The sequence below is a fragment of the Prevotella conceptionensis 9403948 genome, from assembly GCF_000312305.1.
GTDB classification, from domain to species: domain Bacteria; phylum Bacteroidota; class Bacteroidia; order Bacteroidales; family Bacteroidaceae; genus Prevotella; species Prevotella conceptionensis.
The window spans coordinates 162,553-172,019 of sequence record NZ_HE999450.1; the positions used below are offsets into that span (position 1 = coordinate 162,553).

Here is a 9,467-nt window from a genome sequence, read left to right on the forward strand (position 1 = left end):
CCGCTTGGGTGCAGGTTGCGAGCGCGCGAGTAGTAGCCCAAACCTTGCCAAAGGCGCAACACTTCGTCTTCGGTGGCAGCTGCCAAGGCGTTTACCGTGGGGTAACTGCGCATAAATCGCTGCCAATAGGCCATGCCTTGGCTCACTCTCGTTTGCTGTAAAATCACCTCACTAAGCCAAATGGCATACGGATCTTTGGTTTCGCGCCACGGCAAACTTCGGCCGTGGCATTGAAACCAATGGAGTAGGGCGGTGGAAAAGGGATGGGTTGTGGTCACGATGTGGGCTTTAAGCAAAAACGATAATGAGCAGGGCATGGCGCAAAGAAGGCTACTTCTCCTTCTCTTTGTCCTCCTTTTCGGTCTTAGGGAAGTTCTTTCGTATCAGTGCAAACATCTTGTCTTTATCTTTCTTATACAGCTTTACGTACTTTTCGAGTGCGGGTACAGGTCCCGTAAGGTCTTTGTTGTTGATGTAATGGTTCAGTGTTGCCACCATCGCAGCCTCGTATCCGTCCTCTGTTTCTTTGGTTTCCTTGTTCTCTAAGGCATAAAGAATGTAGCCTGCATAATAGCTAAACAAGTAAGGGTTCGACTCCTTTTTGGCTAGAAGTTGGGATTCGTTCTTCCCCATTGGTATCGTAACTTGGTCTGACGGCACCGCCCAAGCCATGATAAACCTAGCTGCATCTTCCATGTCGCGGGCAGTAAACCTATGCGATAGGTAGTATTGGCAGCATCTTTCAACATCTTTGGTATGCTTTCGGCAGTCTTCGGCTGTTTCAAGTTTCGGCAGTTCAGGCAAGTCGCCATAGCCTTTCTTGGCCTCTTCTTTTAGCTTTTCCAACTCTTCGCTTAGGCTTTGGGCCTTGTCTCCCTGGTTATTCCCCTCGTAATAGGTAACCAGATACTCGGCTTCGTCGGTGTATTCTTGGGCATGTTGCCCAAAGAGATCTTTGTAAATGGCCAATGCGCGCAACTGAAAATTGATGGCATCGGCCTTATTGCCTGCGTAAAACGAGTTCTCGGCAGCGTGGATAAGTATCACAGCCATGTCTTTATCGTTGGTATAAAGCCCCTCGTATATTTTCAATGCTTTCTTGCTGTTGGCCATAGCCTCCTTATGTTGTCCGTTAGACGATAGGTATAGCGAGAGGTTGTCTAAGTACCACGCATACCGTTTGTCTTTGGTGTTGAAGTGTTTGCCGTATAGGTCTACCACATTCTGGGCCGTTTCTACGGACTTACTCAGGCGTTTGGCCCTGAAATAGGCCTTACCAAGGAACACCAACCCGTCAATATAGATGGTGTCGGCCTCACCATGAAGGTGCTTTACCTTTGCGGTGTAGTCTGTGAAAGCCGCTATGGCCTTGTCGAATTTGCCGTCGGCAATGAGCATACGAGCAGTGCTGTCCATCTCGTGCAGTTGTTTTTCTTGCTCCGTTTTCTGTGCTTGTGCAGCGTTTGCGGCGAGCAACAGCAGTGCCGCGAGTAGTGTTTTCTTCATAAGCGTTATGGTTGATATTAGTTTTAATGTTGATATTTGGTGGTGGCGAAGCCTTGTCTTCACCACCGTTTTTGCTTGATTTAAATTTCTTGGTTGTAGAATACTTCTGTTTTTTTAGTTTTGTTGTATGCTGTTTCTAATTACGCATTGACGAGCTTTTGCGTGTTGGATTTAAAGTCACTTGTAGGGGTTGGCCAGTGAATGGGCCGCCTTTCAAACTTGCAGCTCCATAACTTCATCGGCTTATAACCTCACGAACTCACAAGCTCATGAACCCATAACCTCACAACCTCACGAACTAATGAACTCACAACCTCATACCCTCACAACCCCGTTTATTGTTCGGGATATTGCTGATAGATGGTTAGGCCGAAGGCATGCGTATAGGCATATATATGCTCCATGATGTCGGCCAGCGTGTGTTCGTAATGGATGTCGGGTGCATTCTTAATGAAAAAATAGAACTCTATGGGCAGTCCGCACTGCGTGGCCTCTATCTGTTTCACCATCAACGTTTGCTCTTCGTTCACCTCTGTACGCTTGGTAAGATATTGTTCGATGAACAAGCGGAAGAGCGAGATGTTTACTTGTTGGCCTTGCATCTGCTCTTCGGTGAGCAACTTGCTCGAAAGCAGCGAGTCTTTAAGGGCATCGTCTACCAGCTTAACACTTCTGAAATCTACGTACAGCAAGCGTTTAACGCGTCGCCCAGCACCCTTTTGCATACTACGCCAGTTTTGGAATGAACCGCTAACCAATGCCAACGGCGGAACGGTAACGGTGGTGTTGTCGAAGTTTCGCACCTTTACGGTGGTCAGGCTGATGTCTTCCACCACGCCATCGGCAGGTGTTGACGGCACCGTTATCCAGTCGCCCTTCCTCACCATGTCGTTACTCGTTAGCCTAATGCCCGCAACCAGCCCCTCGATGGTGTCTTTAAACACCAGCATCAGTATGGCCGAGGTTGCTCCAAGACCAGCAATGAGCGACAGCGGGTTCTTGTTGAAGAGGATAGCAACCACCACAATCACGGCGATAAAGATAACGATAACTTTCAATACGCCGCAAAATGTGCGGATATATTGGCGAACGGCCGGACTGGAAGATAGTTTAAGCTGTGTGAGTGAGTTGATGAAGGCGATGAAAAGCCTTACCGACATCACCACAATGTATATGGCCGTGAGTTTCTCTAAGGCGGTATGCACCCAGGCATACTGGAAGAACACCAAGGGTAAGAGCCACGAAACCACGATGGCTGGCACAATTCGGCTTGCCGTCTTCAGCACATTGTCGTTGAAAAGGATGTCGTCCCAATTGCTTTTCGTCTTGCTGGTGATGCGGTGCACCACGGGAATAAGTATCTTACGGCAAAGCGCGCCTGCCGCCCAAGCCAGTAATATGGTGACCAGCACCAACAAAACGTGGCGCACAATGGGCACGGTGTTGCCCGATACGCCTGTCAGGCGGATAATTTGTTCTACGTAATCTTTTATTGTTTCCATTGATATGTTGGTTTTTAAAACATGGTTATCAGTGTTGTTTGGGGCTAGGGTTGGCATAGAGCCGTGCAAACCTTGTCTTGAAATGCACGTGCGTTGCGGCCGCGCATCACGCCTTGGTTGATGATGGCAAAGCAAAGGCGATGTCCGTTGGCGGCTGTGCAATAGCCTGCCAGCGAGAACACGCCCGTAACGCTGCCCGTCTTGGCACGCACGTTGCCACGAGTAAACACCCCTTTCATGCGCGATTTCAGCGTGCCGTCTATGCCGGCGATGGGCAACGAGGGCGAAAGGTGCAGGTAAATGTTGGCATTGCGAGCGGCATAGCGCAACATGGCAACCTCCAATTCGGTCGAAACATAGTTGTATAGCGATAGCCCCGACCCATCTGCCACCTTGTAATCAGCGGCGTTAAGGCCTAGCTTGGCGATGAGCCTTTTCACCACTTGTGCCGCGTTTTTGGCCGTGGCGGGCTTGTTTCCCGTTGCTGCGGCAATTTGGAAGAACATGGCTTCGGCGTAAAGGTTGTCGCTCTCTTTCATCATACGCATCAGCACTTGGTCCATTGTGTGAAAGCGCGTGCAGATGCAAGTGGCGTCTTGCGGACGTTGACCCGTGGCGGTAAAAGCGTCTAGCACGATGCCTGCCTTGCGTAGTTCTTGCATAAAGCGGTCCATAAACACGTCTTTGCGCGCATAGACCAATGCCGAGAGCACAGGATTGTCGTCGTCCCAGCACCAACCCTTACCCAAAAGGTCGGTTGTTTTCATCGACTTGTCGGCGTAGAGTGTGCCGCGAATGGTGTCTACCCCCATCTTTTGCAGGCTTTCCACAAAGGCGTGCATGTCGTCGGTGTTGAAACGCGGATCCATACCGCCAACGCAATACACGTTGCCCGTAAGTGTTCGGTTTTCGATAGTGCCTGTATAGCACAGCTCTGTTTTAAACTGGTGCGAACCGCCCAGCTTGTCGAGGGCTGTAATGGCCGTTATCACCTTCATGGTAGATGCGGGGCGCATGGTTTGGCGTTCGTTAAAGCGGTATATGGCCGAGTCGGCATCGAGGTCGTAAACCATCAATCCCAGTTGCGAAGTGCGCAACATGTCGGCTTGTAGCAGCCTGTCTATGCGTGCTTTCACCGATTGGGGCCACGGCAACAGGCTGTCAGTGGCCAATGTGTCGGCCAAAAGCGAGTCGGCAGACAGCGTGTCTGCCGCTGCCACGGTTTCGTCATCGTCGTCAGTAACGTCTTTTTCCACTTGCCCCATCATTGGCAAGGCCATCAGCCAAGCCAACAGAAGTACGAGGGCGTATTTGCTCTTTAATTTCATCATTTGGGTGTTGCTTGCCGTTTCCTTATCTCGTCGATAAAGGCGTCGGCGTTGTCTGGTTGCACGCTCACTAGCCGTTTGTGTCCGCATTGCAGCAGCACATATTGCGAAAGGCCGAATCCCGTAGACATCTTGCGGCATGAAACGATGTCGTTAACGCGTATTCGCCTTGTTTTTGAGAAACGTCCGTTGTCGATATACAGCATCTCTTCGTCGTCGTTGCGGCGAAACACGTACGTGGTGTGCACAACTCGTTCTATCATTAGCACCACCACGGCGGCCAACAAGCATCCAGCCAGGGGGCTTTTCGTCCAAAACATGTATAGCGCAAGCAGTGCAAAGGCAAGTATGCCGCAGACTGATGCGGGTGAAAGGCGTTGGTGGAATGTTCTGTCCATTGTGGGGTAGGTGCTTTTGTTGAGGTGTTGGCGTTTGTGTGGGTGCCTGTTTGCCGCTCCGCCCCATTAGCACAAGGGCGTTGTTTGGGCAACAACGCGGTATCGGCATCCTTTTGCCAACTGTCATTTCACGATCTACAAAGTTACAAAAATAATTGTTCTTATCGTCCCTTTACTGCCTTGTTTATTCTTTTTTAGTATAAAGAGGGTGGGGTGTAGAGTCAACCAGCAAGTGCAAAATCATTAAAGACAGGTTCTAAAAGTTACCTCCACTGTATTTTTTAGATTTTATCTGTGCAGATTTCCCTGTAAATCTTGTTGGAGCATGGTGGACAATGCAACTGAAAGAGCAAGGGAAAGCTGCACAGATAGAGGCAAAAATCCAGTGAAGAGCGAATTTTAAACGGGTGAAAAGGCATAAGTGCAGAATTTTATAGCCAAACAGAATTGCTTTTGGGAAATTGTTGGTAGAAGATCGCAAGATGCACATAGCATGGCATCAACAAGCCCTTACGTAGGGAAAAAGCAACACTTTGGTTTGCTTACGGTGTATCTATGGCTTTCCAAATCCAATTCTGTTTGACTATAAAACCTACCAAAATTCTTTTGCATAACTCGCATTTTGGGTGTCTGAAATAGGGACTTTGTTTTTGGATTGAAGTGTATAAGCAACAGCAAGGCTACTTAATGTGGTGTTAATTTGCGTCTTTATATTTTACAAAACACCCTCTGCTTGACTCTCCATTCTAGAGAAAATAGCGGTTGAAAAATAGGAAAATACCCACTATTCTCTGTCTTACGCACTCTTCTACTTGTCTGTTTTTAAGAAAACAACCTGTGTTTTGCACCATTTTGCCTTTCTAGTTGCTTGCCATCGGGTAATTATTTCAACCCCAACTGCCTACATTTAGCCCCTAAAATCCCACTTTTTTAAGCACTTTTTGCCCACTTTGACCCAGGTTTTTAATGGTTTGAAGGGGTTTTACCCACCTCTTTGCAGTGAATTTTTATGCGTTTCGCCTCGCATTTAGCGGCAAAACGCACTATGTTTAGCACCATTTTACCTTGCGTTTAGTACCAAAACGCACTGCATTTAGCATCAAAACGCACTGCGTTTAGCGGCATATTGCACTGCATTTAGCACCAAAACGCACTTCATTTTGCTGCAAATGGCCCAAAATCTGGTGCAAGTTGCGGCTTTATGCAATGCACATTCATCTTGCCTGCATTTACATGCACCCCCTTTTTGCATCAAAACAAACCTTCGCGAGAATCGAATTTTTGCGGTCGGATGGGCGGTTGGTGGATTACGAAGGCACTCATAATGTTAAAATTCTTACTGAAAAGATTACAGTAGTTGACGAGTAGACGGGTAGACGAGTAGACAAGTAGACCAGTTGACGAGTTAACAAGTAGACAGGTTAAGGAGTGGATAAGTTAAGGAGTGGATAAGTTAAGGAGTGGACAGGTTGGCGAGTAGACGAGTAGATAAGTAGACGAGTAGACAGGTTAACGAGCAGACAAGTTGACAAGCTAATGATGTCCGCCGAACTCTCCACGGCAAAGTGCAGCGGTGTGGTTGCTGGCCATGCGCACGCAGTACATGCCTAATGAAGACTTGTAACGCCCCCAAGCGTATGCCCATATCTTATCCTTTCGTTGTTCATCGTTGTTCATAAACCACTCCTTTAAAAACACAACCGCATTTTGTGGGCGGTAAATGGGTGAGAGTTTTAAATTTTATTGTAAATTTGTCCAATACTTCGTACATGAGAGGCGTGTTTATTTTGGTTGTTGTGCCAAAAGGTAATAAGCTCTTCTCAATGTATAGGGAGCTTAAAAAGACAAGACGACTTCGTTAATAATATAGTGTTAGATTATGGTAACTGTTAACAATGCGTGCCGTGCGTTATTTGTTTTCATCGCATTCACATTAATGGGTTGTCGATCCAATGTGGAGTTACCTGCCCAATTGGTGGCAGTGGTGGACAATTATCCCCCTAATTATAATCCTGATGGTTCTCATATAGAATATTCACGGAAAATAAATGTCGTATTTAAAATTAAGAATGTAACTTGTAGAAACCTTTTTATCCCTATAAGCGATGAAAGAGGAAATAAGTATCATTCTTTTATTAAAGTTTCATCACCAAAGAAGCATAATGTAATGGCAGGTGCTTACTATTGGCAGAATAAAAGTATGCTAAATAGTGGCGACAGTATTAGCATTTGTGTTCGATTAATGGAACTAGAACTACGAGATTTGGGTGTGTATAATTTAAATCCCAAAGAAGTGATAACGCATTTGTGTTTTGAGTATGTTATTGATGCAGAAGACTTGAAAGAAAACGATTATCTTATTCCTATGTTGAAATTCCATATTTCTCAAAACGTTAAGTATGTTCATCAAGAACCCGAAGGGATGTGTGGAATATGACGTGTAATGAATAAGTTGTTGGCTTACCGACCCCAAACCCCATTGAAGTAGTCTTGACTTTTAATATTTCAAGAAATAGTGAGGAGTTTATTGTCTTTGTGATGCGATAAGGCCACGATAAAAACGCTACTCATGTACGAAAGGCGGGAGAATTACTAAGTGATTTGCTGTACAAAAGGGGGGTGTATAGAGAGGGGTCAATGTGTGGATGGTCTAATACAGAAGTGTACTTAATGGGTTTTGATACAACACGTTCTAGTTGGAAGGCATGGATCTATATCGTATTTATATCAATTATTCTGAAAAAGATAAGAAAGAGAGAAAAGTCAAGATGACTTCAATAAACAAATATACCACACTTTTGTAAAAAAGTACCAAAAAGTCTTTGCTGCTTATTTTACTTTTACTATATTTGTAGCCGTGGAGACATCTGTCTCATAAACATAAACAATACACGAAAACACATTGAGCCATGAAAGCAATTGTATCTGTTGCGTTTTTGCTTTGTTCCGTCTGTCAACCTTTATCGGCACAAGACGGCAATTTCCACGCAGGCCTGCGGCTTGGCGGAGGCATCAGTTCCAATTCCAACGTCGACCGGATATTGGTGAGCGAGGACTATTATTCCAACTATTCTTTACGGAAACGCGTGCTGTTTGTGCCATGCGCCGAGCTGTTCTTTCTGTATAAGCCGCAGGGAAGCCTGTGGGGCGTGGAGGCAGGCATCGTTTATTACAACCGCACGGCACGTGTTAGGTACGATGATAGGGACGAGCTAAACTATACGCTCTCCGCGCGTTACCACCATCTGGGCTTGGCAGCCTACTTCAACCTCTATCCTTTCAAGGAGCGAAACACGTGGCATGTGTCGCTGGGTGGACGCCTTGGAGCGAACCTTTCGCCCGAAAACCTAAGCTATAAAGGGAACCAAGAGGACGCAAAGTTTAAGAAGTGGAAGTACCCAAGCGTCGAGGAGACGGAACGGGTGATGCGAAGTAAGCTAAAAGGACGCCCCGACGCTGCACTTGGCGGAGGCGTGGGCTACGACTTCCATTCGGGCATCTGCATCGACTTGCGCTTTCATTACAGTTTGGGGAGTACCATCAAGACCGAGACCAACACCTTTAACTGGGTGGAATGCGCCAACCACAACTGGCAGGCAGAGCTTACGGTTGCGTATGTGATAGACATTAAGTGAGGCCTGCGCTGAACCGCTGCACTGTAAAAAGATAAACCGTTGTTGCCTATTCACTCGCTTGTTTCTCTCGCGCGTACGCGCGCGTTCCTTATAATATTACTATCTATCTTTGCATACACATGAATAACCCTAGCCCCAATAACCAACGCAATGTGCGGCGTGCCGTAGCCCTTTTGGCCATTGTGCTTGCCCTGTTGTTGTGTTTCCGACTCTGCAAACGCAAAACAGCAGAAGAACCCACGCCCCCACCAACTGAACAGGGAACAACCTCGACAAAGGTTGCTCCGCAACATACCTCTGGGGGAACTCATCCCAAGGGAAGTGGCTTACGTATAAGGAAAGATGCTGGGACAAAGGGCATAAAGAGACGTACTAACACTAAGCCAACAACCCCAAAGAAGGAGGAGAAGCACGCCACAGCAGAAGACGAGGGTGTAACGGATGCGCCACAAACGCGGGTTGGAGCAACCGAACAACCTGTGGAACAGCAAACGCAACAACAACCCGACCAACCAACAGAGCCAAAGACGGAGCAACAAATCGAACCGGCCGCAGAGGAGAACACCCCTGCGGAGAAGACCCGACAACCTAAATCGGCACGCGAACCGAGGAAACGGATAACCGTACGATATAAGGGGCATAATCAATCGCGCATCGGCATCAGGGCAGGTGCGGGCTATGCCGTCATCAACAATCTCGGTGCAATGGTTGAAGAGGGTAACATCCGTCCGCGTTACACGTTGGAAGCGTGTGGGGCCACAGTACCCACGATAGGCGTTTTTGCGTTATTGCGCCGTAACCGATTGGGAATGGAGCTTGCAACGGATTACACTTGGCTTGCATCGACACTGAAAGAACATAAGCTGGCAGGCAACGTGAACGAGGAAACGAACTTCTGCTATCATGTCCTCATGCCGCAGCTTGCCGCGCGGCTCTATCTTCTTGGAAACCTTTACATGGGTGTGGGCGTTGGGCTAGCCATTCCACTTAATCCTGGTGGTATCGACTTCACGAGCGACCGACCTGCGATGTTCGCCTCGGCCGACGAGCTGACGCAGGCACACCTGAGAGAAACGCTTCGGGCAAGGGTGCAGGCCA

At 47.5% G+C, this 9,467-nt stretch carries 8 protein-coding genes and 1 pseudogene; 3 read left to right on the plus strand and 6 right to left on the minus strand.

What is annotated here, in order from left to right; genetic code table 11:
* The 6 genes and pseudogenes from BN93_RS12510 to BN93_RS17725 form a co-directional block, all read right to left on the minus strand.
* A pseudogene (locus tag BN93_RS12510) lies at positions 1-317 on the minus strand (A/G-specific adenine glycosylase); the annotation flags it as partial.
* A 13-nt stretch (positions 318-330) separates the two neighbouring features.
* Positions 331-1,506: a tetratricopeptide repeat protein gene (locus tag BN93_RS12515; protein ID WP_019188667.1), complete on the minus strand. Its 1,176-nt coding sequence runs from the start codon at positions 1,504-1,506 to the stop codon at positions 331-333.
* Between the two features lie 335 nt (positions 1,507-1,841).
* Positions 1,842-3,008 carry a mechanosensitive ion channel family protein gene (locus BN93_RS12520; RefSeq protein WP_044260734.1) on the minus strand — a complete coding sequence of 389 codons (1,167 nt, stop codon included), beginning with the start codon at positions 3,006-3,008 and terminating at the stop codon, positions 1,842-1,844.
* 44 nt (positions 3,009-3,052) lie between these two features.
* Entirely contained in the window at positions 3,053-4,339 is a 1,287-nt protein-coding gene (gene dacB, locus BN93_RS12525; RefSeq protein ID WP_019188669.1) for a D-alanyl-D-alanine carboxypeptidase/D-alanyl-D-alanine endopeptidase, read from the minus strand.
* Positions 4,336-4,734, minus strand: coding sequence for a PH domain-containing protein (locus BN93_RS12530; protein ID WP_044260713.1), 399 nt, complete (start codon positions 4,732-4,734; stop codon positions 4,336-4,338). The genes dacB and BN93_RS12530 overlap by 4 nt, the downstream gene beginning before the upstream one ends.
* A 1,533-nt stretch (positions 4,735-6,267) precedes the next feature.
* On the minus strand, positions 6,268-6,411 hold the full coding sequence (locus BN93_RS17725; protein WP_019188672.1) for a hypothetical protein: 144 nt from the start codon (positions 6,409-6,411) through the stop codon (positions 6,268-6,270).
* 202 nt (positions 6,412-6,613) lie between these two features.
* Here BN93_RS17725 and BN93_RS12535 point away from each other — a divergent pair, with 202 nt between their 5' ends.
* From BN93_RS12535 to BN93_RS18085, 3 genes are all read left to right on the plus strand, one after another.
* Positions 6,614-7,171: a hypothetical protein gene (locus BN93_RS12535; RefSeq protein WP_157462841.1), complete on the plus strand. Its 558-nt coding sequence runs from the start codon at positions 6,614-6,616 to the stop codon at positions 7,169-7,171.
* Positions 7,172-7,643: 472 nt separating this feature from the next.
* The gene (locus BN93_RS12540) at positions 7,644-8,369 is read left to right on the plus strand and encodes an outer membrane beta-barrel protein (protein ID WP_019188674.1); all 726 of its coding nucleotides are present in this window, start codon (positions 7,644-7,646) and stop codon (positions 8,367-8,369) included.
* 119 nt (positions 8,370-8,488) lie between these two features.
* A partial coding sequence (locus BN93_RS18085; RefSeq protein WP_052311379.1) for a hypothetical protein occupies positions 8,489-9,467 on the plus strand: 979 nt, incomplete at its 3' end.